The sequence below is a fragment of the Mycolicibacterium setense genome (assembly GCF_000805385.1).
GTDB lineage: Bacteria > Actinomycetota > Actinomycetes > Mycobacteriales > Mycobacteriaceae > Mycobacterium > Mycobacterium setense.
Map to the genome: position 1 here is coordinate 100,305 of NZ_JTJW01000006.1, position 22,016 is coordinate 122,320.

General features: G+C 65.3%; 21 protein-coding genes. 9 read left to right on the top strand and 12 right to left on the bottom strand.

Going from position 1 to position 22,016, the window contains the following annotated elements; genetic code table 11:
- Nucleotides 1-12: 12 nt before the first annotated feature.
- The 7 genes from QQ25_RS11165 to QQ25_RS11195 are packed head-to-tail and all read right to left on the bottom strand — an operon-like array spanning nucleotide 13 to nucleotide 6,094.
- Nucleotides 13-1,179 (bottom strand): lipid-transfer protein, encoded by a 1,167-nt coding sequence (locus QQ25_RS11165; RefSeq protein WP_039378774.1) that lies wholly within the window; start codon nucleotides 1,177-1,179, stop codon nucleotides 13-15.
- Nucleotides 1,176-1,628: a MaoC family dehydratase gene (locus QQ25_RS11170; protein ID WP_039378775.1), complete on the bottom strand. Its 453-nt coding sequence runs from the start codon at nucleotides 1,626-1,628 to the stop codon at nucleotides 1,176-1,178. The genes QQ25_RS11165 and QQ25_RS11170 overlap by 4 nt, the downstream gene beginning before the upstream one ends.
- On the bottom strand, nucleotides 1,625-2,743 hold the full coding sequence (locus QQ25_RS11175) for an acyl-CoA dehydrogenase family protein (protein WP_039378777.1): 1,119 nt from the start codon (nucleotides 2,741-2,743) through the stop codon (nucleotides 1,625-1,627). Before QQ25_RS11175 ends, QQ25_RS11170 begins: the two co-directional genes overlap by 4 nt.
- 6 nt (nucleotides 2,744-2,749) lie before the next feature.
- Complete coding sequence (locus QQ25_RS11180; protein ID WP_039378778.1) at nucleotides 2,750-3,172, bottom strand: Zn-ribbon domain-containing OB-fold protein; 423 nt, start codon at nucleotides 3,170-3,172, stop codon at nucleotides 2,750-2,752.
- A 2-nt stretch (nucleotides 3,173-3,174) separates the two neighbouring features.
- Entirely contained in the window at nucleotides 3,175-3,723 is a 549-nt protein-coding gene (locus tag QQ25_RS11185) for a MaoC family dehydratase (protein ID WP_039378779.1), read from the bottom strand.
- A gap of 17 nt (nucleotides 3,724-3,740) precedes the next feature.
- A complete protein-coding gene (locus QQ25_RS11190; RefSeq protein ID WP_039378781.1) occupies nucleotides 3,741-4,922 on the bottom strand; it encodes an acyl-CoA dehydrogenase family protein in 1,182 nt (393 codons plus the stop codon).
- Complete coding sequence (locus QQ25_RS11195) at nucleotides 4,922-6,094, bottom strand: cytochrome P450 (protein ID WP_039379811.1); 1,173 nt, start codon at nucleotides 6,092-6,094, stop codon at nucleotides 4,922-4,924. Before QQ25_RS11195 ends, QQ25_RS11190 begins: the two co-directional genes overlap by 1 nt.
- 277 nt (nucleotides 6,095-6,371) lie before the next feature.
- Between QQ25_RS11195 and QQ25_RS11200 the strand changes: the two genes are divergently transcribed.
- Entirely contained in the window at nucleotides 6,372-7,832 is a 1,461-nt protein-coding gene (locus tag QQ25_RS11200; protein ID WP_039378782.1) for an aldehyde dehydrogenase family protein, read from the top strand.
- Nucleotides 7,833-7,861: 29 nt separating this feature from the next.
- A complete protein-coding gene (locus QQ25_RS11205) occupies nucleotides 7,862-10,228 on the top strand; it encodes a CaiB/BaiF CoA transferase family protein (protein ID WP_039378783.1) in 2,367 nt (788 codons plus the stop codon).
- 47 nt (nucleotides 10,229-10,275) lie between these two features.
- On the opposite strand, the gene QQ25_RS11210 is transcribed toward QQ25_RS11205, so the two are convergent.
- The 3 genes from QQ25_RS11210 to QQ25_RS11220 are packed head-to-tail and all read right to left on the bottom strand — an operon-like array spanning nucleotide 10,276 to nucleotide 12,668.
- Nucleotides 10,276-10,749 carry a MaoC family dehydratase gene (locus QQ25_RS11210; protein WP_039378785.1) on the bottom strand — a complete coding sequence of 158 codons (474 nt, stop codon included), beginning with the start codon at nucleotides 10,747-10,749 and terminating at the stop codon, nucleotides 10,276-10,278.
- Complete coding sequence (locus tag QQ25_RS11215) at nucleotides 10,746-11,945, bottom strand: amidohydrolase family protein (RefSeq protein ID WP_039378786.1); 1,200 nt, start codon at nucleotides 11,943-11,945, stop codon at nucleotides 10,746-10,748. The genes QQ25_RS11210 and QQ25_RS11215 overlap by 4 nt, the downstream gene beginning before the upstream one ends.
- A 60-nt stretch (nucleotides 11,946-12,005) precedes the next feature.
- Entirely contained in the window at nucleotides 12,006-12,668 is a 663-nt protein-coding gene (locus tag QQ25_RS11220) for a cysteine hydrolase family protein (protein WP_039379812.1), read from the bottom strand.
- Nucleotides 12,669-12,717: 49 nt separating this feature from the next.
- Here QQ25_RS11220 and QQ25_RS11225 point away from each other — a divergent pair, with 49 nt between their 5' ends.
- Nucleotides 12,718-13,161, top strand: coding sequence for a nuclear transport factor 2 family protein (locus QQ25_RS11225; RefSeq protein ID WP_039378787.1), 444 nt, complete (start codon nucleotides 12,718-12,720; stop codon nucleotides 13,159-13,161).
- Nucleotides 13,162-13,168: 7 nt separating this feature from the next.
- On the opposite strand, the gene QQ25_RS11230 is transcribed toward QQ25_RS11225, so the two are convergent.
- A complete protein-coding gene (locus QQ25_RS11230) occupies nucleotides 13,169-14,068 on the bottom strand; it encodes a TIGR03619 family F420-dependent LLM class oxidoreductase (protein WP_039379814.1) in 900 nt (299 codons plus the stop codon).
- Between the two features lie 15 nt (nucleotides 14,069-14,083).
- On the bottom strand, nucleotides 14,084-15,190 hold the full coding sequence (locus QQ25_RS11235; protein ID WP_039378788.1) for an acyl-CoA dehydrogenase family protein: 1,107 nt from the start codon (nucleotides 15,188-15,190) through the stop codon (nucleotides 14,084-14,086).
- A gap of 103 nt (nucleotides 15,191-15,293) precedes the next feature.
- Here QQ25_RS11235 and QQ25_RS11240 point away from each other — a divergent pair, with 103 nt between their 5' ends.
- Genes QQ25_RS11240 through QQ25_RS11265 form a run of 6 tightly spaced genes read left to right on the top strand, consistent with a single transcriptional unit; the run spans nucleotide 15,294 to nucleotide 22,005 of the window.
- Entirely contained in the window at nucleotides 15,294-16,490 is a 1,197-nt protein-coding gene (locus tag QQ25_RS11240) for an amidohydrolase family protein (protein ID WP_039378789.1), read from the top strand.
- Nucleotides 16,491-16,535: 45 nt separating this feature from the next.
- On the top strand, nucleotides 16,536-17,495 hold the full coding sequence (locus tag QQ25_RS11245) for an acyl-CoA dehydrogenase family protein (protein WP_039379816.1): 960 nt from the start codon (nucleotides 16,536-16,538) through the stop codon (nucleotides 17,493-17,495).
- Entirely contained in the window at nucleotides 17,492-18,691 is a 1,200-nt protein-coding gene (locus QQ25_RS11250; RefSeq protein ID WP_039378790.1) for an acyl-CoA dehydrogenase family protein, read from the top strand. Before QQ25_RS11245 ends, QQ25_RS11250 begins: the two co-directional genes overlap by 4 nt.
- Nucleotides 18,691-20,232 carry a class I adenylate-forming enzyme family protein gene (locus QQ25_RS11255; RefSeq protein ID WP_039378791.1) on the top strand — a complete coding sequence of 514 codons (1,542 nt, stop codon included), beginning with the start codon at nucleotides 18,691-18,693 and terminating at the stop codon, nucleotides 20,230-20,232. Before QQ25_RS11250 ends, QQ25_RS11255 begins: the two co-directional genes overlap by 1 nt.
- Before the next feature lie 13 nt (nucleotides 20,233-20,245).
- Nucleotides 20,246-21,124, top strand: coding sequence for a mycofactocin-coupled SDR family oxidoreductase (locus QQ25_RS11260; protein ID WP_039378792.1), 879 nt, complete (start codon nucleotides 20,246-20,248; stop codon nucleotides 21,122-21,124).
- A gap of 14 nt (nucleotides 21,125-21,138) precedes the next feature.
- Nucleotides 21,139-22,005 (top strand): hypothetical protein, encoded by an 867-nt coding sequence (locus QQ25_RS11265; protein ID WP_039378793.1) that lies wholly within the window; start codon nucleotides 21,139-21,141, stop codon nucleotides 22,003-22,005.
- The last annotated feature ends 11 nt before the right edge of the window (nucleotides 22,006-22,016 follow it).

Consider the following 22,016-nt stretch of genomic DNA (forward strand, 5'->3'; position numbering starts at 1 on the left):
GGCGCCAGACTACTAGTGGACCGGTGCCAGGATCAGGCCGCTGGTCGGAACGCCGGTGCCCGAGGTCACCAGCACGTGTTCGACGCCGTCCACTTGATTGTGGGACGTGCCGCGGATCTGCCGGACGCCCTCGGTGATGCCGTTCATGCCGTGGATGTAGGCCTCGCCGAGCAGACCGCCGTTGGTGTTGATGGGCATGCGACCGCCGATCGAGAGCTCGTCGACGTCGACGAAATCCTTGGCCTCGCCGCGCCCGCAGAACCCGAGTTCCTCGAGCTGGGTGAAGACGAACGGAGTGAAATGGTCGTAAAGGAAGGCCGTGGAGATGTCGGCGGGCTTGAGTCCGGAGTCACCCCACAGTTTGTTGCCGACCACACGCATCTCCGGTAGGCCGGTGATGTCGTCGCGGTAGTAGCTGGTCATCACCTCACCGTCGTAGGCGGCGCCCTGGGCCGCCGCGGTGATGACCGCCGGCGGGTGCGGCAGGTCACGGGCCCGCTCCACACTGGTCACCACCATCGCGACCCCACCATCGCTTTCCTGACAGCAGTCCAGCAGCCGGACCACGGGCTCGACGATCCAGCGCGACTGCTGATGTTCCTCGATGGTGATCGGCTTCCCGTAGAACCAGGCATCGGGGTTATTGGCCGCATGCTTGCGGTCGATCACCGAGATCTTGCCGAAGTCGGCGTTGGTCACGCCGTAGGTCGACATGTAGCGCTGCGCATGCAGGGACACCCACGCGGCGGGTGTCATGAAACCAAACGGAGCGTACGGCGCCATCCACAGCGGGGTGACCCCTGGTTGGCGGCCGGCACCACCGAATCGGAAACCCGAACGCTCGTTGAAGGCCCGGTAGCACACCACGGCGTTAGCGGCGCCCGTCGCCACGGCCATCGCCGCCTGCATCACGGTGCCGGCCGCAGCGCCGCCGCCGTGCGGAACCCTGGTGAAGAACGACAGATTCTGGATGCCGACGTTGCGGGCGACCTCGATCTCTTCGTTCTCGTCGACGGTGAAGGTCACCATGCCGTCGATATCGGACGGGTGCAACCCCGCGTCGTCGATCGCGGCCTTGACTGCCTCGCAGGCCAGTTGCATCTCGGTGCGACCGGACTCCTTGGAGAACTCGGTCTGGCCGATGCCGACAAGCGCCGCCTTTCCGCCGATGCCGCTCACTCCCGAACACCTTCGAGAAGGCTGAGCACCGCGGTGCCCGAGACGTGATCACCCAGGCTGTTGGTTCCCTTCAGCGACACTTCGACCAGTCCCTCGCCGTCGGTGATGGACTTGGCTGCGACGCTGCCGGTGAAGCGCAGCGGATCGTTCGGGAATGCCGGTACGCCGAGCCGGATCGACAACCGCTTGACCATCGCCTCGGGACCGGCCCAGTCATGCAGGAACTTCACGCACAGACCGTTGGTGGTCAGGATGTTGAGGAAGATGTCCGGCGACCCCTGCCGGGTGGCGAAATCGCGATCGTGATGGACCGGCATGTAATCGCGCGACGCAATGGCGCCGGCGACGATCAGGGTGGTGGTGACGGGCACTACGAGTGGAGTGATCTCATCGCCCACGTCGATGGCGTCGTACGCCCGAGTGGTCGCGCCACCGATGGTGGAGGTCATTTGCTTCCTTCCTGATACGCCGTGCCGAGATAGGCGAGTTGTGCGGAGGCCGAACCGAGAGCGAGCTCGATGTTCTTGGCCCACAGGTAATAACGGGAGACCGGATAGGTGACATCGATGCCCATGCCGCCGTGCACTTGCTGGACGGTGGCGACCACTCGGGCGCCCGCCTCGGCAGCCCAGAACTTGGCAATGGCGGCTTCGCGGTCGGCGGGCCTGCCCTCGGCGATCAGCCAGGCTGCGTGCCACGTTGTCCAGCGGATCGCCTCGGTGTCGATGAACGCGTCGGCCATCCGCTGCTGGACGGCCTGGAACGATCCGATCGGCCGGCCGAACTGTTCGCGTTCACCGGTGTAGGCGGCCGCGATCCGCAGTGCGCGATCGGTGACACCGACCTGTATTGCGGACAGGCCGACCAGCGCCCGGGTGTGCAGTGCCGCCACCAAGTCGAGACCATCACCCTTATCGCCCCCGAGGCGCCGCGCCCGGGCGCCGGCGAAGGTGACGTCGGCATAGGGTTCGCCGTGAGTGAGATCCACCGGCGATACCCGGACGGCGGGTGTGTCGGTGTCCACCACGAACAGCCCCGGACCGTCCGCTGCCGCCGCGGACACGATGATGGCGTCAGCCAACTGCGCGGCGGGGACAAGTTCCTTGGCGCCGTCGATGAGCCAGGCCTCGCCCTCGTGCCGTGCGGTCGTGCGACGCGGGACGGTGGGGTTGGAGTTGCCGGCCTCGATCAGACCCGCAGTGAGGATCACGCTGCCGTCCAGAACACCTGGGAGATATTGCTGCTGGAGATCTGAATCACCGTGCCGGGCAATGGTGTCCGCACCGAGCACGAGCGTCGGATAGATCGGTACCGGTGCGACGCTCCAGCCCACCTCGGCCAGCAGGATGCAGACTTCGAGGAAGCCTGCACCGCTGCCTCCGACCGATTCCGGTATTGCGATGCCGAGCAGGTCGGCCGCTGCCAGCTCGCTCCACAGCGCCGCGTCGTATCGGGTGTCGCCCGATTCCAACTCGCTCAGGTGCTCTGGTGTGGCCCGATGCTCGAACAGCTGACGGGCCACCTTGCCGACGGTTTCCTGGTCTTCGTTGAAACTGAAATCCATTGTGTGTCACGCCTTCGTGGTCGCCGGGCGGAACTGGTGCAACACCAGTTCGTCACCGCTGGGCAGGGCTTCGAAGGTCTCGTAGAAAACCTCGACGGCCAGGCCGGGTTCGATGTCCTTCGGTTCGATATCGCACAGATTGGAGACGATCCGGACCCCCTCGTCCAGATCGATCAGTGCCACGACGTAGGGATATTGCAGGAACGGCAACGGCGGGTACTGCGGCATGACGAAGCTGTACACGGTCCCGCGGCCCGCGGACACCACATAATCCCAGTTCAGCGACTGGCACTGGCCGCACATCGGGCGAGGCGGGACACGCAGCGCCTTGCAGTCGGTGCATCGCTGAATGCGCAGTTCGCCGTCTTCTAGACCCGACCAGAAGAACTCGGTGTCGGGGCTGATCGAGGGAGCGAGTCGGTGTGCCACTGCTAACTGTCCTTCTTGAAGCGCAGGGTGCGGAAGCGCTGGCGGCCGATGACCTCGCCGTCCTGGTTGCGGTACGTGGTGATCCAGGTGACGAAGAATCCGGTACCCATCGCCGTCTTCTTCTCGTCGGAGATGGTCTCGAATACGGTCTCCGCCGACAGGTCATCGCCGATCCGCGGGTAACGCTCGATCTCGAATTCGGAGTTCGTGGCGACGATTCCGGTGTATCCGGCATCGGTCAGGAACTGCAACGGGTTCTCCCCGAGCTCGACGGGAACACCGCCGCGGTCGTGGATGCCCTCCAGCTTGGGCGGAGCCATGGTCCAGCTCTGCAGCATCACCGGCGGCGACACGATCGCACCGTAGCGTGAGTTCTTGGCGAATTCCTCGTCCAGGTAGGCGGGGTTGAAATCGCTGAGTGCGTAGGCCCAGTGCCGAATCATCGCCGCGTTCACCGGATCCGGGCTCCGCACCGGCTGCCCGGAAGTGATCGGCTGGCCGATGAGTGCATCAAGGCGCTGCCGCAACTCGTCTTTCACATGCTCAGTCAATGCCCTGTTCCTTTCTGTCAGGACGCCCGCATGTCTCGGGGCGCCCGTGGCATCCCGAGACCGGCCATGGCGATGATGTCGCGTTGGAGTTCGTTGGCGCCGCCGCCGAAGGTGTTGATGACGGCGAGCCGGTAGGCGCTCTCGAGTTCCCCACGCAGCCCTGTGGATTCGCCCTTACGAAGGCCGGTGTGGCCGACGATGTCGAGTAGTTCGCGGGCCACCTGCTGAGTCAGTTCGGTGCCGAACACCTTGGCGGCCGAGGCCTGACCCATGCCCAGCCCGCCGGAACTCAGTGTGGTGTTCACCCGCAGGTTCATCAGCCGGTAGGCCGACACCTGGGCCTCGACCCGGGCCAGCGCCTGCTGAACCCACGGTTGGTCGATGACGCGGCTTCCGTCGAGTTCCGTGTCTCGCGCCCAGACCAGCGTCTTCTGGAACAACGGCTCCAGTGCCCCCAGGTTGCCCAACGCTGCGCGTTCCAGATTGAGCTGGTTGGTCACCAGCTTCCAGCCCTGGTTCTCGCCGAGCACGATGGCGCTTTCGGGCACGCGCACGTCATCGTAGAACGTGTAGTAGGTCGAAACCCCGGGCATGGTGTGCAATGGTTTCCACGAGAATCCCGCGGCGTCAGTCGGCACGATGAACAGGGTGATGCCCTTGTGCTTCTTGACATTCGGATCGGTTCGGGCCGCCAGCCAGATGTAGTCGGCGAACTCGGCACCACTGGTGAACATCTTGGAACCGTTGATGACGAACTCACTGCCATCGCGGACCGCGGTGGTGCGCAGTGAGGCCAGGTCGCTGCCTGCTCCGGGCTCGGAGTATCCGATGGCGAAATCGACGTCACCCTTGAGGATGGCCGGGAGGAATTTCTGTTTCTGTTCGTCGGTGCCGAACTGGATCAGGGTGGGTCCCACCGTGTTCAGCGTGATCATGGGAAGCGGCGCGTTCACCCGGCGGGCCTCCTCGCCGAAGATGTACTGTTCCAACGCTGTCAGGCCGTGCCCGCCGTATTCGGTGGGCCACGCCACCCCGAGCAGACCTGCCGCGCCGAGCGCGCGCCGGCACTCGGTTATGGCGGCGCCGCCCTCCATCAGGCCCGCGACCGCGGCGCGGCGCTCCGGGGTCATGACCGCCTCGAGGCGCTCGCGGTAATCCTTGCGTAGCTGTTCCTGTTCGGGGGTGTAGTCGAAATCCATCAGACGCTCGCTCCCAGTCGAACGGGCATCCGCTTGACGCCGGGCACCATGGTGGCGCGCAGGCGGGTGACGTCACCGGTGAGTTCGATCGTCGGGTAGGTACCCAGTAGTACTTCGAACATCACCCTGGCCTCCAGGCGCGCCAATTGTGCTCCGAGACAGGCGTGCTCACCCGCGCCGAAGGCGATGTGCGTATTGGGGTGTCGGGTGATGTCGAAGGTCTCGCTGTACGCGCCGAAGACCTCCTCGTCGCGGTTGGCCGATCCATACAGCATCACGACGGTGTCACCGGCCTTGATCTGCTGCCCGCGGATCTCGACATCCTGGGTGGCCTGGCGTGCCATGTGGGTGACCGGGCTGGTGAAGCGCAGCATCTCCTCCACGGCGTCGGGGAGCAGCGCGGGATTCGCGCGCAGCAACGCGAATTGCTCAGGATGTTCGATCAGTGCTTGGGTGCCGAGCGCGATGAGATTGCGCGTCGTCTCGTTGCCGGCTACCAACAGCAGGAACGAGAAGTTCAGCAGATCCTCGTCGGAGAGTTGTTCGCCGTCGACCTCGGCCGTGGCCAGAATGGACAACAGGTCGTCCTGGCCCGTGACCTCGCCGCTGCGGCGTGCGGCGATGAGATTGGTGAAATACCCGTACAGTTCACCGAGCGCTGCCAGGTGATCCATCTCGATATCGGGATCGGCCGTACCTACCGCGGCATCGGACCACGTGCGGAACTGCTCCCAATCCTCGGGCGGGGCGCCGAGCATTTCGGCGATCATCCGGGTCGGCAGTGGCGCGGCGATCTCCTCGGCGAACTCGTACTCCCGGCTGGTGTCGATCTCGGCGATGATGCCTCTTACGATCTCGCGCACCTTGGGTTCCAACAACGACACCTGGCGCCGGGTGAACCCGGAATTGATCAGCTTGCGCAGCTGTCGATGCCTGGGCGGATCGGTGAAGATCAGATTTCCCTCTTGCACCGGTTCCGGTTGGGACGGATCCGGGATGGTGATGCCCTTGGTCGACGAGAACAGACCCGGGTTGCCGGAGACGAACCGGACGTCCTCGTATTTGCACAGAGCCCAGAATTCGGTGACGTCATTCCAGACGACCGGCGTGCCGGCGCGCAGCTCCCGATATGCCGGGTACGGGTCGCCGGCGTAGAAGTCCGGCGAGTGCAGGGGATATGCGGTGGTGGGTCTGGCGAGCTGACTAGCGGGCTTAGTGGGCACCTCAGGGCCTTCCTTGACATGAGACCGATCGGACATTCATGCTTTAACTGTCCGGTTCATGTTCTGTCTACCAGCCGTGGCATGAGCGAGTCAATCGGCAGAATATCGCTGTATACAGCACATTTCCGTGCTGGAGTGCATGTGTTCTGCTGTACAGAGCGAAAACAAATGTTTAGAGTCTGTCCGACGAATGTCGGCAGCTTGTCAAGAGGGGCCGGGTGACTTCATGGCCGATCCGCAGACGCTGATCGCTGACTACGGGCACTACATCGGTGGGCAGTGGGTCGACGCCGATGCCGGTCGCTACGACGTCGTCAACCCGGCCACCGAACAGGTGGTGGCCTCGGCGCCGGACGCCGGTGTCGACCTGGTGCGGAGCGCCGTGGCGGCAGCGCGTACGGCGTTCGACTCGGGCGTGTGGTCGCAGGCCGATCCCGCCGAGCGGGCGCGCTGTATCCAGCAGCTGAGCACGGCGCTGTTGGCTCGCGGTGACGAGATATTTGCGCTGGCGCAGGCCGAATGGGGTTGCACGGCAAACGAACGGCTGATCCACGTCGAAGGTCCGGCCTTCATGGTGGGGCATGCGGCCGAACTTGCGCTCGAACCGGCCGAGGCGCCGTTGGACGCCTGGGGGGCGGCCGGCACCACCTTGCTGCGTTACGAACCCCTCGGCGTCGTATCGATTCTGACGCCGTGGAACTTCCCGCACACCCTCAACGCGATGAAGATCGGCGCGGCGCTCGCTGCCGGTAACACCGTGGTGCTCAAGCCATCCCCGCTGACTCCGCTGGCGGGTCTCGCGCTGGCACGTCTTGTGCACGAGGAGACCGATATCCCGCCCGGTGTGGTGAATGTGGTGACCCCGACCGGCGTCGAGGCGAGTGTCGCGCTGACTCAGGACGGGCGGGTGGACATGGTCAGCTTCACCGGAAGCTCGGCCGTGGGGCGCGCGGTAATGGCGACTGCAGCGCAATCCATGACGCGCGTGTTGCTGGAGTGCGGTGGAAAGTCGGCAGCCATCCTCACCGACGATGTCGACATCACCGACGAGTTGCTGGAACGGCTGCTCGTCGAGGGTTGCACACTGCACGCCGGCCAGGCGTGCATTCTCAACAGCCGTCTGCTGCTTCCCGATTCGCTCCACGACGACGTGGTCAGCCGGCTGGCCGAACTGGCCCGCAACGTCGTGATCGGTGACCCGACCGACGCCGCCGTCACGATGGGTCCGCTGATCAGCGCCGAACATCTGGACCGGGTCGAGGGATTCGTCACTCGTGCCGAATCCGACGGCGCAACCGTGGTCACCGGTGGCCGCCGGCCCAAGGACCTGTCGACCGGTTTCTATTTCGAGCCGACCATCCTCACCGGTGCGACGCCCGATTCCCTTATCGCTCAAGAAGAGGTCTTCGGTCCGGTGCTGACGGTGCTGCGCTATCGCGATGACGACGAGGCCGTCGCCATCGCCAACAACTCCCAGTACGGCCTCGGCGGGGCAGTGTGGGCATCGGATGTGGACCGGGCCGTGGCGATCGCGCGCCGGATCAGGACGGGCCAGGTCTCGATCAACGGCACCATTCCCGGTGACGCGCCGTTCGGCGGTTTCGGCCAGAGCGGGATCGGGCGCGAGGGCGGGGTTCTGGGGTTGCGGTCCTATATGGAGCCAAAGGCCATCGGGGTGCCGGCATGAGGGACGCTTGCGGAGCGAATCAACAGGAGATGAGCGACGCTCGCGGTGCACTGGCTGGCCTGCGCGTGGTCGAGATCGGCGGTGAGATCGCGGGGCCGTATTGCACCAAGCTGCTGGTCGACCTCGGCGCCGATGTCCACAAGCTCGAGCCACCGTCAGGTGATCCGCTGCGGGGCTGGGGGACCGGTGGCGGCCTCTTCGAGTACCTCAATGCCGGAAAGCGAAGCAGCACAATCGATCCAGCGGTCGCGGCGGATCTCGCCGCCGCGCGTGAGCTGATCTCCGGTGCCGATGTGCTCGTCGACAGCCTATCCGTGGGGGCCTTGGACGGCTGGGGTCTGGACGCACGCACACTGCGAAGCCTTAACCCACAGCTTGCAGTCGTTCGAATCTCGGATTTCGGGCAGCACGGTCCGTTGAGCGGCCGGGAGACAACACCGTTGACCATGCAAGCGGCTGCAGGCTGGGTCAACGATCGTGATCCCGGTCGCGCGCCCGTACAGGCAGGCGCGCGCATCCCCGAATACATCGCGGGTTCCTATGCGGCCATGAGTGCGCTGACCGCGGTCCGCATCGCCGCCGGACATGTCAGCGGGCCTGTCGAGGTGGATCTGTCGGTGTTCGAATGCCTGCTCTCAACACTGCCCTATCCCATGCTGCTGGCCGAGCGGCTGATGAAGATGGGGCTGCCGGGCAACTCCAAGGGTGCACCGATGCTCGGCATCGTGCGGGCCGCCGACGGCTGGATCGGCATCAATTGCCTGACCGGTCAGCATTGGCTCGACGTCTGCGCCATGGTAGGGCTGCCGGATTTCGAGGAGCACCAAATCGCCATCATGATCGGCGGGCCCGAGCGCGAGGAGTTCTTCGCCAAGGCCCAGCCTTGGCTGGACTCGATCAACGTGGCCGATCTAGTGGAGCTGAGCCAGGCGATGCGGATACCGGCCGCTCCCGTCACCGACGGTCGCGCCATTCTCGACTGTCCGCAGTACGCCGATCGCGGATTCTTCATCGAGGCCAGTTCGGCGGGGCGCACCTTCACGCGTCCTGGTGCGCCATTCCGGCTCTCCAGGACACCGGTACCGGCGCCCGGCCCAGCGCCACGGCGGTCGTCGTCAGCAGCGGCATGGCCGAGTGCCGACCGCACGGGCTTCGCACAGGCGCCCGACCCTGAGCGGCCGTTCGCGGGCCTGAAGGTCTTCGACCTGAGCACCTTCTGGGCCGGTGCCTACCTCACCTGCTACTTGGGTGCCTTCGGCGCCGATGTCGTCAAGGTCGAGTCGATCCAGCGACCGGACGGGCATCGCTATTCGGGTTCGCTGCTGCGCGACGGTGACGATTGGTACGAGCGTGGTCCGCTGTGGCAGGGCACGAATCTCAACAAGCAGGACATCACACTGGATCTCTCGAGGGTCGCGGGACGCGAGCTCGCGTTGCGGATGGCGGCCGAGGCCGACGTCGTCGTCGAGAATTACTCGCCCCGCGTCGTGGAGCAGTTCGGCCTGGACTACGACTCGCTGGTGAAGGTGAACCCCGATGTGATCATGGTCCGGATGCCCGGATTCGGGTTGGCCGGGCCGTGGCGCGACTATGTGGGTTGGGCGCTGAACATCGAGCAGCTGTCGGGGATGTCGGCGGCGACCGGGTACCCCGACGGCCCGCCGTGCAACTTGCAGGGACCCGCCGATCCGATCGCCGGCGTGCACGCTACGGTGGCACTGCTGGCCGCACTGGAGCACCGAAACCGCACGGGCGAAGGGCAACTCGTCGAGGTGGCACAGATCGAGGTCGGGGCTGCGGTGGCCGCCGAGCCCGTCATCGAGTCCTCGCTTACTGGGCGGGTGCCTGATCGGATCGGCAACCGCCACCGTGAGTACGCTCAGGGCGTTTATCCGACGGTGACCGCCGACGACTGGGTGGCCGTGTCGGTACGTGACGATGCGGCCTGGGCGGCGGTGGCGGAGATCCTCGGACGCCCGGAGCTGGTCAATGACGGGCGGCTAGCCACTGTGCCGCAGCGCCTGGCCAATCATGACATTTTCGACGATGTGGTGTCGGCGTGGACGCGCGGTCGCTCGGCAGGGGAAGTCGTCGCCGCCTTGACCGCCCGCGGGGTGCCCGCCGAGCGTGTCTTGACCCCGGATCGCATGTATGACATCGAGCAGCTGGATGCTCGCGGGTTCTACCAGGAACTGCGCCATCCGATCACCGGTGACCATCGGTTCCCAGGCTGGCCGTTCCGGATTTCGCCGGGACCCCTGCGGCACCACCGGACGGCGCCGCCGACGCTCGGTCAGCACAATGGTGCGGTGCTGGCGGCGCTGGGTCTGACCGTCGACCAAGTTGATGCGCTTCGCGCCGACGGCGTCATCGGTGAGCGCCTCCGCGACGCTTAGCTCTGTTCGCTGCGCTGCGAGATCCCGGTGAAGCTGATCCCGATGGATCAGTCGACCATCAGCGCGATGGTGTCCACCACACACGCGGGACGGTCGGACTCCTCGACTTCGACCGTCACCCGCACGGTGGCCCGGGACCCCTTCTTGTCGGCGTCTACGGAGATCAGTTCCGCGCCGGCTCTGATGCGCGAGTCAACCGGGACCGGCGCCGGAAACCGCAGTTTGTCCACCCCGACGTTGACCTGCATGGAGAGGCCTGTCACCTGATAGATCTGCTTGACCAGAATCGGAACCAGGGACAGCGTCAGGTAGCCGTGGGCGATGGTGCGGCCGTACGGTCCGCCGGCAGCCCGATCCGCGTCGACGTGGATCCACTGATGGTCGCCGGTGGCATCGGCAAACAGATCGATCTGCTGTTGGGTCACGGTGTGCCACCCGCTGTGGCCGAGGTGCTCACCGACATGGGCTTCGAACCCGGCAACGCCCTGGTAGGTCGTCGGAGCGGGCGGTGCCTGGGTCATCCCGCGGCAACCTTGTTCAGGCGCAACTGCTGGATGGCATTGCCGCCCATGATCTTTACCTTGGCCTCATCGGAGATGCCGTCGAGGCGGTCGATGAAGCTGAGCGGTTCACCGATGCCTTCCGGGTGCGGGAAATCGGAGCCGAACATCACGTGATCCTCACCCATGATGTCGACGATCGACTTGACGTCGTCCTCGAGGAACGGGTGGATGTAGACATTGCGCTTGAACACGTCGACTGGGTGCTCGTCAAACTCCTTGGGCATCACCCGATACGCCTTGTCCAGCTGACGAAGCAGATTCTTCACCCAGCCACTTCCGTTCTCCACCACCAGCACCCGTAGGTCCGGGAACCGGGATAGTGCCCCGTGGCAGATGAGCGCGGCCAGGGTGTCCTCCATCGCGCGGAAGCCCATGACGACCTCGCGAAGTGCGCTGGGCTTGAAGGACAAATACTCGTCGCCGCCCTCCCACTCCATCAGGTGCTTCTGATAGCCACTGTCGGACGCATGGAATGTCACCGGGATATCGGCCTTGACCACTTCCGCCCAGAACGGATCGAACTCGGGCAGGCCCATCGACCGCGATCCGCCGAAGCGGCTCGGCACCGGCGCCGGCCGCACCAAGAACGTCTTCATCCCGCGCTCAAGGCACCAGTGGAATTCCTTGATCGCCTCGTCGACCAGCGGGAGGCAGATGACGGGTGTCGCGAAAATCCGGTCCTGATAGTTGAACGTCCAGTGCTCGTGCATCCATTCGTTCAGGGCGTGGATGATGGCGTGGGTCAGCACCACGTCCTCGGTGGTGCGTTCCTCGATGAGGCTGGCAAGGGTGGGATACATGACGCACTGGTCGATGCCCATCTCGTCCATGAGCTCCAAACGCGGTGCCGGTGACTGATAAGCCGGAATGATATCCATTGCCTCGCCGACGAACTCGCGGAAGTTCAGGCCCTCGGGGTTGTTGCCGAGGAAGTAGTTCTCGGCGCTGCCCGGCCGGGCCACGCGCGAGAAAGTCGGGTTCGGGATCATGTGGCTGATGTGGTCTTTGACGACCAGCTTGGTGCGTCCGTTGACCTCGACATAGCCGACCTTGCCTCGGTGCTGCTTCGGCAGGTACTTGAGCAGTGCGTCCGTCGTCTCGTACATGTGGTTATCGATGTCGAACACCGGATACGGAAGCGAGCGGGAAGGCATGTGGCTAATCCTCCTCGGACCAGTGAAAATGATCATTTACATGTTTCGAGAACGACGTTATCACCCTCCTGTATGAACATCTACATCCTGGTCGGATCGTGCGCCCGACCAGGCCTGTATCACCTCTTCGGTCGTCGTGACCGTGACAAGTAGCGCCAGCGTGTTATCGATCACGGCCTCGGCGTACTCCCGGGGGTAGCCGGCTACCGCATCGCGGGGGAGCACGAACTGGTAGCTGCGGTTCACGGCGTCCATGACGAAGTTGGTCATCGCCACGTTGATCGAAACGCCCACGCCGACAATGGTTGTGATCCCCATGTTCCGTAGCACGGAGTCGAGGTCGGTGCCCGTCATCGGGCCGGCGCCATGGGTTCGGGCGAGCACCAAGTCGGAATCGTCAGGGCCGAGTCCGGGCAGCAGGGACGCTCCCGGGCTGCCTGGACTCAGGTCGGCATCGAAGGACTTGCCTGCGGCGAACAACCTCGCATTGGAGTTCGAGCCGCGACCGTCGGGCCGGCGTTGGATCAGACAGTGCACAACGGCCACGCCGGCCGCCCGAGCGGCCGGCAGCAACTTGACGATATTTGGGATCGCCTGGCGCTCCGCCTCGTGGGCCAGCATCGGCAATCCGGCCTGTGGGCCTATCACGCCGCCCTGGCATTCCTGGGTGACAACGGCTGTCGTACGTGGCGAGATGAGGTCGCTAAGTTTGGGGCGAGGCATGAGAACAGACGTTATCGTCTGTGCCAAGGCAATTTCCAGAGGAGAATCGATGTACGAGTGGGAGCTCTCGATCCGAGAGGCCGCGCGACAGCTGTTGGCGGACTACACCGCTGCGACTGACCGTTTCGACCTCCGGGGGCTGGCTGAGTGTTTCGCCTCCGATGGGATTTTAGAGTTCACCGGGGGCGACGATCCCCTGACCGGCCCCGCCGCGATCGAAGCCGGACTCGGTGCCGCGATGTCTGCGCCGCAGGACGCCACTCGTGCCAGGCCGACGTTCGTGCGACATCACGTCTCAAGTATCAGATTCGGAGCTGTCAGCACCGAGCGGGTCGAGGTCAGCAGCTATTTCGCGGTGCACACCGATATCGGGCTCGACCATTGGGGCCGGTACCGTGACCTGTTGGTGCCTGAAGAAGGGCGCTGGCTGTTCGGGTATCGCCGAATCTCGGTGGATGCCTTCGCGCCGGCCAGCCTGATGCGATCCGGATGATTGTCGTTCAGTCGCAGATGAATTCCTTGGCGAACGCTTGCGCACGTTCGATGTACCCATCGCGGTCATCGCCATTCGGCGCGATGGGAAGCCAGGTGACGCCGGCCGTGGTCAGCCGCTCGATCAGGGCGTGGCGTTCATCGGTCGATCTGCTCTCGTCGAGCATGTTTCCCGCAGAGAAGCAGATGTCCAGCGGTGCGGTGCGCCCGATCTCGTCGGCGTAGCCCTTCGCCCAGGCGATCGCTGCCTCAAGTTCCTCGACGGTCGAGATCTCGGCGGTTCGGGACGCGGTGGCGTAGCCGAAGGTGTTGAACGGTGCCCAGCCCTGGCCCCGTGTGATCGCGCGGCGCACGGCAGGTTTGCTGTTGCCGCCGACCCACACCGGCGGAGGTGCCGCGACGGGACGCAAGCGCACGCAGCGTGCGGCGAATGATGAACCGGCATAAGCGATATCGTCACCGCTGAGCACCTTTTCCAAGACGTCCAGTGCCTCGTCCAGCAACGCGCCACGATGATCGAACTCCACCCCGAGTGCCCGGAACTCGGGCTTGAGATAACCGGCGGCGGTGCCGATGATGAGCCGACCATCGGACAGTACCTGCAGGCTCTGAATCGATTTCGCGCCGAGGAACGGATTGCGGTACGCGGCGATGTAGACGTTGGTGAGCAGCCGCAGTGTGTCGGTAGCTGCGGCCGCGAAGGACAGTGCGACGAACGGATCAAGCGCATGATGCCCGCCGTGGTCGAGCCATCTGGCATCCGGTGCGGGATGGTCGGTGACGTGTACCGCGGCATACCCGGCGGCCTCGGCGACGCGTGCGATATCGGCGATGGCTGCCGCGGTGACGAATTCGTCCGGGGCGTCGACGCGTTGGGTGGGTAGCTCGAGAGAAAACGAAACGGTCAAGAGATGTTTCTCCAATCAGACAGGTGTCGAAGCGATGAGGTCGGCCAGTCGCGATGCGTGGTGATCGGCATCGCCGAACATCAGCGCGCTCGCCTTGGCGCGCCGCATGTATAGGTGTGCGTCGTGTTCCCAAGTGAAGCCGAGTCCGCCATGGATGCGCATGTTGTCGAAGGCCACATGCATGAATGCCTCGGAGGCCGCCAGTTTGGCCACTGACGCGGCAATCGCCAACTCGTCGGGAGCCGTCGTCGCCGCTGCGTGCACCACCGCCGAGCGGGCGCCCTCCACCTCCACGAGCATGTCCGCGCACCGGTGTTTTACGGCTTGGAAACTTCCGATCGGTCGTCCGAACTGGATGCGGTCCTTGGCATATCCGACTGCGGTATCCAGGCAGCGGACGGCACCCCCGAGTTGCTCGGCGGCCAACAGTACGGTTGCGATGTCCGAGCACAGGGCCAGGCCGTGCGCCGCAGCTCCCGGGCGACCGATGAGCCGGGCCGGTGCGCCGTAGAAATCGAGATGGGCGATCTTGCGGGTGCGATCCATTCCGGCCAGTGGCGTGCGGGTCAGTCCCTCGGCGTCGCCTGCGACCGCGAACAGCGACGTGCCGGCGCTGTCGTGGGCCGCGACCAGCACGATCGCCGCGGTATGGCCGTCGAGGACCATCGGCGCCGAACCGCGGATGGTGTAAGCCCCGCCCTCGTCATGCGCGGTCAATGCGACCGTGGTCGGATCCCACGGCCCGAGCCGGCTGTTGAGAACCAGCGTCGCGGTATCGGTGCCGTCGACCAGTCGCGGGATGAGGTCCGCCGCGGCCTGTTCGTCGCCGCTGGTCAGGATGGCCGGAATGGCAAGGGCCACGGTGGCGAAAAACGGTGCGCACACCAGGGCCGCACCCATCTCCTCGAACACCACGGCGAGTTCAGCGGCAGTCGCGCCGGCGCCACCGAACTGCTCTGGAACCGCGATGCTGTGCAGGCCGAGTTCGGCTGCCATCCGCCGCAAGGTGGTCTCGTCGTAGCCCACGTCTGTGTCCATCAGGCGCCTGACCACCTCGCTGGGGGTTGTGGCGGCTAGGAATTCGCGGACGGCCTGCCGGAGTTCGTCGGCCGCTGAGGTCATGGTCTCCCTAACTGTGTGCCGCCCTGATATAGGCATTTCCGGATCAGGATAGTATCTTTTCGGAAAACAGAGAATAATCATTCTCACCGAAGGGAGATGACCGGTGACGGCGAAACTCGACTACGGGATTTTCGACTGCGACACCCATTGCTACGAGACGCGTGATGCGTTTACCCGGTATCTGCCCAAAGAGTTTCATGATCGTGCCATCGCGCCGGTGAGGGGTGTCGACGGCAAGGAGGTCATCCTTGCCGGGCACCGGATCGCAACGTTCAACAGTGAGGCGGGGCTGGGCTTCGACCTGGCCTACCGGCCGGGGTCGCTCAAGGAGATGCTCAAGCAGATGGGCTCGGGGAACCCGGACGAAACCTATGAGCCCCAGCCCATGCAGCCGGAGTGGCTGGAGCGCGATGCGCGATTGAAAGTGATGGCCGAGCAGAACGTCGAGCGCGCCGTGATCTTCCCGGCGGGCATGGCCCTGGCCGCCGAACACTACGTCGACGACACCGAGGCGCTCTACGCGAACCTGAGATCCTTCAACCGCTGGTTCGACGACACCTGGGGTTTCAACTATCAGGACACGATCTACGCGACCGCGCTGCTGTCGCTGCGTGACCTGGAGTCGTCCATCGCCGAAACCGAGGCGATCATCGCCCAAGGTGCGAAAATGGTGCTACTTCCCACCGGCCCGGCGCACGGGCGCTCGCCCGGAGATCCGTACTTCGACCCGATCTACGCCCGCCTCCAGGAAGCCGGCTGCACACTGGTCTTCCACATCCAGCCGTTCTGGTACTTCAACGCCATCTCGCCCGCGTGGGGACACAACCCGGACCCCGCTGCGTGGCATATGTCGGCATGGCAGTGGATGAACATCTATGGTCAGCGCCCCATCGAGGACACCCTGTCGGCGTTGGTGTTCGACAACCTGTTCGGCCGGTTTCCAGGCCTCAACGTCCTGGTGGCAGAACACGGCGCGGAATGGGTACCGCAGTTCGTGATCCATATGGACAAGAGCCGCGGTATGGGCCGCAACGGGCCGTGGATCGGCGGCAAGCTCACCGAGCGCCCGTCAGAGATCTTCCGCAGGCATGTCGGCGTCGTGCCCTATCCCGAGGACGACATCCCCACCATCGTGGACCGACTCGGTTACGACGAGTGCCTGCTGATGGGGTCGGATTATCCGCACGCCGAAGGTCTGGCCGAGCCCGCCGACTTCGTCAAGCTCCTCGACCCGCTCGACGATGCCGCCAAGAAGCGGATCATGCGGGACAACGCCGACGCGCTGCTCGCTCGGAGCTAATCGGCGGTGACCGTCGACGAACGCTCCCATGGCGTCCTGGACTACATGAACACTGTCGATCTGGAATTCCTACGGGATTCGGCACGCGAATTCCTCACCGGCCGCGGTGAGAAGGATTCGCTGACCGAGCTTGCCGGCATGGACTGGACGGGGCTGCTGGTCGATGAGTCACTCGGTGGAGCCGGCTGGCGGCCGGTGGAGGCGACCGTGGTGGCCGAGGAACTCGGGCGCGCCGGCGACCGGTCGACGTGGCTGGGCGCTGTAGTGGCCGCTGCGGCGCTGGAATCGGCGCCGGCCGAGATTCGCGAACGCTGGCTCGGCGGAGTTCTGGCCGGCGCTGCGCCGTCGGCAGTGGCGCTGGGCGGCGATACCGTTCGGGTCATCGGTGCGGATTCCCTGCGAGTCTTGATCACGCTGGGAAGCAACGGAATTCAGCTGTTCGAGATATCCGATAGGGTGCCGAGGACCCGCGACGACGAACTACTGGAGGTCAGCCGGCCGGCCTGGCGTGTCGAGCTCGCGGGCACAGACGGTGTGGCCATCGGAGGACCGCAGCGGGCCGAACAGCTGCTGGCGGTGGCCAGGGTCCTGCTCAGCGCGGACTCGCTGGGCGCTCTGTCGCGGACTTTCGCTCGGTTGGTGGCGTATCTGAAGGAGAGGATCGCCTTCGGTGCGCCCATCGCGAGCTTTCAAGCGGTGCAGCACCGACTCGTCGATCTTCTTGTCCTGGAGGCGAAGGCACGCGCAGTGACCATGAAGGCTGCTCGTGCGCTGGCACGCGCGGACCTGACGGCCGACGCGACTGCGTTGTCCGCCACCGCGCACGCCTTCGTCGCGTCGAAGGCTACCGCTGCCGTCGACGAATGTATGCAACTGTCCGGTGGTATCGGATTCACCTGGGAGTACCCCTTGCACCACGAATTGCGCCGTACCTTCACCAATGGCCATCTACTCGGCTCGGCCCGCACGAGCCGGGCGGATCTGGCGGAGAAGGCCGGCTGGTGAGTATCACGGTCGACCGGCCCGGTGCGGTGCAACTGTCGGAATTCAGGCAGCGTTTGCGGACGCATATCGAGGAGCACGCGCCGCCCTTTGCCGCACGCGAGGGGCGCCGGGCACCGGAGAATGCCGAGCAGGAGGCTCAGCTTCGCAGCTGGTTCGCGAGCCTGTTCGCAGCGGGTTTCGTCGGCGCGGACTGGCCGGTCGAGTACGGCGGCAGGCCGGATCACCATCCGCTGCACGATCGCATCGTCAGCGAAGAACTCCTGCGGGCCCGGGTGCCCCGGCCGGTCGATCAGGTCAACCTGGCGGCACACGTGCTGCTTCACTTCGGGTCTGACGAGCAGAAGGCCGCCCTGCTGCCGCCGATCCGGCGCAGCGAGCACGTGTGGTGTCAGTTGCTCAGCGAGCCCGATGCCGGCAGCGACATCGCCGGGGTGCGCTGCCGGGGTGTGCGCCGCGCCGACGGCTCCTGGGTTCTCGACGGGCAGAAGACCTGGATCACCGACGGACATTGGGCCGACATGGGTCTTGCCTTGATCCGGACGGACCCCTCGTCGACACGGCATCACGGATTGTCGGCGTTCATCGTCCCATTGTCGGCGCCGGGGGTGCAGGTGCGGCCGATCCGGACGATCAACGAAGCGATCGAGGTGAACGAGGTCTTCTTCGACGGTGTCACCATCGCCCCGGACGGGCTCATCGGCGAACCCGGCCAGGGATGGTCGATCATCATGGCAGGCCTGGACTTCGAACGCTTCGGTATCGGTGGCAACGTCATCCTGCTGGAGTTGCTGATCGACGATCTGGTGACGGTGGCTCGGCACGCGACCCTCGGGGGCAGGCCCGCCCTCGACCATGACGACATCCGTCAGATGGTGACCGAACTCGCCGTCGAGGTCGAGGTGGCCAAGGCGTTCATCGATGATCATGTCGAACGGATGACCGCCGGTGCCGATGAGATCGGCGACGGCTCCATCGCGAAGCTGAGTTTCGCCGAGACATACCACCGGGTTTCGGCGTACGGCACCGAACTCGGTGCGACCGTGTGTACCGTTGCCGCCGATGTCGATGTGCAGCAGGCGAAACAACGGCTGCGCGAGTGCTGGTTGTGGTCTCGTGCGTACACCGTGTCCGGCGGGAGTTCGGAGATGATGCGAAACATCCTCGCCAAACGCCGGTTGAACCTGCCGAGCCGGTGATGTCGCAAACATATTGGGATCTGGTTGAAACCGCGGCCCGGCACCATCCCAACCGGTTGGTCCTGATCGACGATTTCGGCCGCAGCCTGACCAGCGCGCAGTTGCGCGATACCGCGCTGGACACCGCGGCGGCGTTGGCGCAGCGCGGGGTGTCGGCGGGCACCGTGGTGTCCTGGCAGCTACCCACGACCATCGAGACGATGGTCGTGATGGTGGCACTGGCTCGGTTGGGCGCGGTGCAGAATCCCATCCTGCCCATCTGGCGGTCAGCCGAAGTGCGGTTCGCGACAACGCAACTCGACACCGAGGTGATGATAGTCCCGGGGAAGTGGCGGGGTTTCGACCATGCGGCGCTGGCCGCCGAACTCGCCGCCGAACGTGAGATGTCGATCGTGATCGTCGATCACGACGCACCCATCTCGGACGGCCTGCGACTACCCGCTGCTGACCCCGCCGGGCTTGGACCCCCGCCCACCTCGGCGGAGCAGGCGCGCTGGGTGTACTACTCGTCGGGAACGACCGCTGCCCCCAAGGGCATCCGGCACTGCGACCGGTCGGTCATCGCCGGGTCCGCCGGGGTCGTGGAGATGGTGGGTGCCTCCAGCGACGATGTCAACCCGATCGCGTTCCCGGTGTCGCATATCGGGGGAGCCGCCGTGCTGGCTGCTTCGCTGCTGACCGGGATGCGGCTGGCGCTGTTCGACGCGTTCGACCCGGTGGACACGCCGAAGGCCATAGCGGCTCACGGCGCCACCATTCTGGGTTCGGCCACACCGTTTTTCGTCGCCTTCATGGCTGCGCAGAGGCGGCACGGCACCGAGCCGCTGTTCGATCGTCTGCGCGGCTGTGTGGGCGGCGGAGCGCCGATCACCGCCGAGCTCGGCCACCAAGTGCGCGAGACTCTCTCGGTGCCCGGTGTGGCGAACGCATGGGGACTCACAGAGTTCCCGGTCGCGACCTCACCGCGACCGGACGCCGATCCGGATGTGCTCGACCACACGGTGGGCAGTCCGGTGCCCGGGGTATCGGTGCGGATCGTCGACGAGTCTGGGCACGAGGTGAAAAGGGGCAGCGAGGGCGAGTTGCGGCTCAAGGGGCCGCAGTGTTTCCAGGGGTACGTCGACGCCACTCTGGATGCCGATGCGTTCGACGCCGACGGCTGGTTCCGCAGCGGTGATCGAGGGCAGATCGATGTGCGGGGGAACATTATCGTGACCGGCCGGATCAAGGACGCGATCATCCGCAACGCCGAGAACATCTCCGCACTGGAGATCGAGAACGTGCTGGCAACCCACCCCGCGGTGGCAGATGTCGCCGTCATCGGGGTACCCGATGAGCGCACCGGAGAGCGGGTGTGCGCCGTCGTCGTCGCCCGCCCCGGCGCCCCGGTCACCCTCGACTCGTTGTTCGCGCACTGCCAGAGCAGCGGACTGAGCAAACACAAGGCACCCGAGCGCCTCGAGTTGATGGAGGCGCTGCCGCGCAACCTCACCGGCAAGGTGCTCAAGACCGAACTGCGTGCGCGGTTCGCATCTCGATGAGACAGGAGAAGTCATGGGCGGACGTCTGGCGGGCAAAGTCGCATTCATCACCGGAGCCGCGCGCGGCCAAGGCCGGGCACATGCACTGGCCATGGCGCGCGAGGGTGCCGATATCGTCGCGGTCGACATCTGCGCCGATATCGCTTCGAACCCATACCCGCTGGCGACGCCCGATGACTTGGCCGAGACCGAACGTGCCGTAAAGGAGATCGGGCAGCGCGTTTACGCCAGAGTCGCCGACGTCCGGGAGCGGCAGGGCCTGCGTGAGGTCCTCGATTCGGCATTGGCCGACTTCGGCAGGCTCGACATCGTCGTCGCCAACGCCGGCATCCTGCCGATGGCGATGGGGGCACCGGATCCGATGCACTTCGTCGATGCGACCGACGTGGACCTGGTGGGCGTGCTGAACACCGTCGCCGTATCGCTGCCGCACCTGTCCGACGGTTCCTCGGTCATCATCACGGGATCGACGGCCGGGATGATGCCCGGCAACGCCGACAGTCCCGAGATGGGCCCGGGCGGCGCCGGCTATGCGTGGAGCAAGCGGACCCTGATCGAGTACGCCGAGCAGATGGCGATCCACCTGGCGCCCAGACTCATTCGGGTGAACGTGATGCATCCGACCAACGTCAACACCGACCTGCTGCACAACGACGGTATCTACGGCGTCTTCCGGCCGGACCTGGTCGCGGAGGGGAAGAAACCGACCCGCGAGGACGCCGACCTGGCATTCACCTACTTCCAGGCGATGCCCATTCCGTATGTCGAGCCGGAGGATATCGCCAACCTGGCGGTATTCCTGGCCAGTGACGACAGCCGCTACCTCACCGGCCAGCAGATCCGGGTGGACGCCGGGTCATTCCTCAAGTTCCCTAACGGCCCGGGCCGTTAGCACACGGAGGCAGCATCATTCGCGATATCAGGGAACTCACCGACGACCCGGTTGCCTACGCCGCCGAACTGCAGCGGCGCTGGGGTGGCCTGCTCAGCTACCGGTACATCGGCCGAAACCACGGTTCGATGAACGTCGGGCCCGCGGACGACACCGTCGCCGTGCGCTCCGATATGCACGATGACGCCGGCGCAATTCTGATGTGCGTCTTCGGTATCGCCTCGCCCGAGGGCGGCTTGGTGTCAGATTTGGAGGCGGTCCCGAACCCGGTGGTGCACTCGTGCCAGGTTCTGGACACAGGTGCGGGCGTGACCCGGTTCGAGGTGCGCACCGAGGACTTGAAACGCGGCCGGAGCATGGCCTACAGCCGGTCTCTGATCGTGGACGCCGACGAACCGGCCCGCGTGCTGGCGGTCACCGAAGGCCAGGGCGTGACGATCGGCATCCCCCCGGACGGTCTGCAGAAGATGACCGTGGAACCGATCGAGGTGGTCGACTCGCCGGATCTGCCTCCGTTATGGCAGGTGTTCGGTGGCCGCCGGGTAGATGCCGGCACCTGGCTGCTGCCCGAACTGTCGGCCGAGGTGGCCTCGCCGGATGCGGCGCTGCACGTGGGCCCGCAGTTCGTGATGACCGAGACAGCGGCCCGCAGCAGCGCCGCCGAACTGGCACAGACGGACACGCTCACCGGAGTCTCGTCGCACACCATGTTCCTGGCCAGGGCCAAGGTGGGTCCGTTCCGTTTCGTGGCCGAACCGCTCGCGGGGGCCGATGGCACCGTGGCGGCACGCACGCAGGTCTACGACGATGGCGCTGGTGGGAAGCTGGTCACCGTGTCGACACACGTGTTTCGGCCCTTATACGAGCGCATTCAGCTGTAACCCGGTGCGTC

Bases quoted from the DNA above. Each gene is read 5' to 3' on its own strand.
- QQ25_RS11255 (WP_039378791.1), top strand. From the start codon at position 18,691: ATGTCGCAAACATATTGGGATCTGGTTGAAACCGCGGCCCGGCACCAT.
- QQ25_RS11215 (WP_039378786.1), bottom strand. From the start codon at position 11,945: ATGCCTTCCCGCTCGCTTCCGTATCCGGTGTTCGACATCGATAACCAC.
- QQ25_RS11200 (WP_039378782.1), top strand. From the start codon at position 6,372: ATGGCCGATCCGCAGACGCTGATCGCTGACTACGGGCACTACATCGGT.
- QQ25_RS11175 (WP_039378777.1), bottom strand. From the start codon at position 2,743: ATGGATTTCAGTTTCAACGAAGACCAGGAAACCGTCGGCAAGGTGGCC.
- QQ25_RS11235 (WP_039378788.1), bottom strand. From the start codon at position 15,190: ATGACCTCAGCGGCCGACGAACTCCGGCAGGCCGTCCGCGAATTCCTA.
- QQ25_RS11245 (WP_039379816.1), top strand. From the start codon at position 16,536: ATGAACACTGTCGATCTGGAATTCCTACGGGATTCGGCACGCGAATTC.
- QQ25_RS11170 (WP_039378775.1), bottom strand. From the start codon at position 1,628: ATGACCTCCACCATCGGTGGCGCGACCACTCGGGCGTACGACGCCATC.
- QQ25_RS11225 (WP_039378787.1), top strand. From the start codon at position 12,718: ATGTACGAGTGGGAGCTCTCGATCCGAGAGGCCGCGCGACAGCTGTTG.
- QQ25_RS11190 (WP_039378781.1), bottom strand. From the start codon at position 4,922: ATGGATTTCGACTACACCCCCGAACAGGAACAGCTACGCAAGGATTAC.
- QQ25_RS11210 (WP_039378785.1), bottom strand. From the start codon at position 10,749: ATGACCCAGGCACCGCCCGCTCCGACGACCTACCAGGGCGTTGCCGGG.
- QQ25_RS11205 (WP_039378783.1), top strand. From the start codon at position 7,862: ATGAGCGACGCTCGCGGTGCACTGGCTGGCCTGCGCGTGGTCGAGATC.
- QQ25_RS11220 (WP_039379812.1), bottom strand. From the start codon at position 12,668: ATGCCTCGCCCCAAACTTAGCGACCTCATCTCGCCACGTACGACAGCC.
- QQ25_RS11260 (WP_039378792.1), top strand. From the start codon at position 20,246: ATGGGCGGACGTCTGGCGGGCAAAGTCGCATTCATCACCGGAGCCGCG.